The sequence below is a fragment of the Klebsiella sp. 141153 genome, from assembly GCF_032601995.1.
GTDB classification, from domain to species: domain Bacteria; phylum Pseudomonadota; class Gammaproteobacteria; order Enterobacterales; family Enterobacteriaceae; genus Klebsiella; species Klebsiella aerogenes.
Genome location: NZ_JAQIRJ010000055.1, coordinates 1 through 237, shown reverse-complemented (window position 1 = coordinate 237; position 237 = coordinate 1). Strand labels below are relative to the sequence as shown.

Below are 237 nucleotides of genomic sequence, written 5' to 3'. Positions count from 1 at the left end.
GGCGCTACGGCGTTTCACTTCTGAGTTCGGCATGGGGTCAGGTGGGACCACCGCGCTATCGCCGCCAGGCAAATTCTGTTTTATCAGCCCGTCATTACGACGCACTGATTAATCTGTATCACGCTGAAAATCGTCTCAAATCCGCCAAAACATCTTCGGCGTTGTAAGGTTAAGCCTCACGGTTCATTAGTATCGGTTAGCTCAACGTATCGCTACGCTTACACACCCGACCTATCA

At 51.1% G+C, this 237-nt stretch carries 1 rRNA gene; it reads right to left on the bottom strand.

Annotated features, from left to right (window positions below):
- Positions 1-69: ribosomal RNA gene (gene rrf / locus PGS10_RS25040) — 5S ribosomal RNA — on the bottom strand; the annotation flags it as partial.
- Positions 70-237 lie beyond the last annotated feature (168 nt).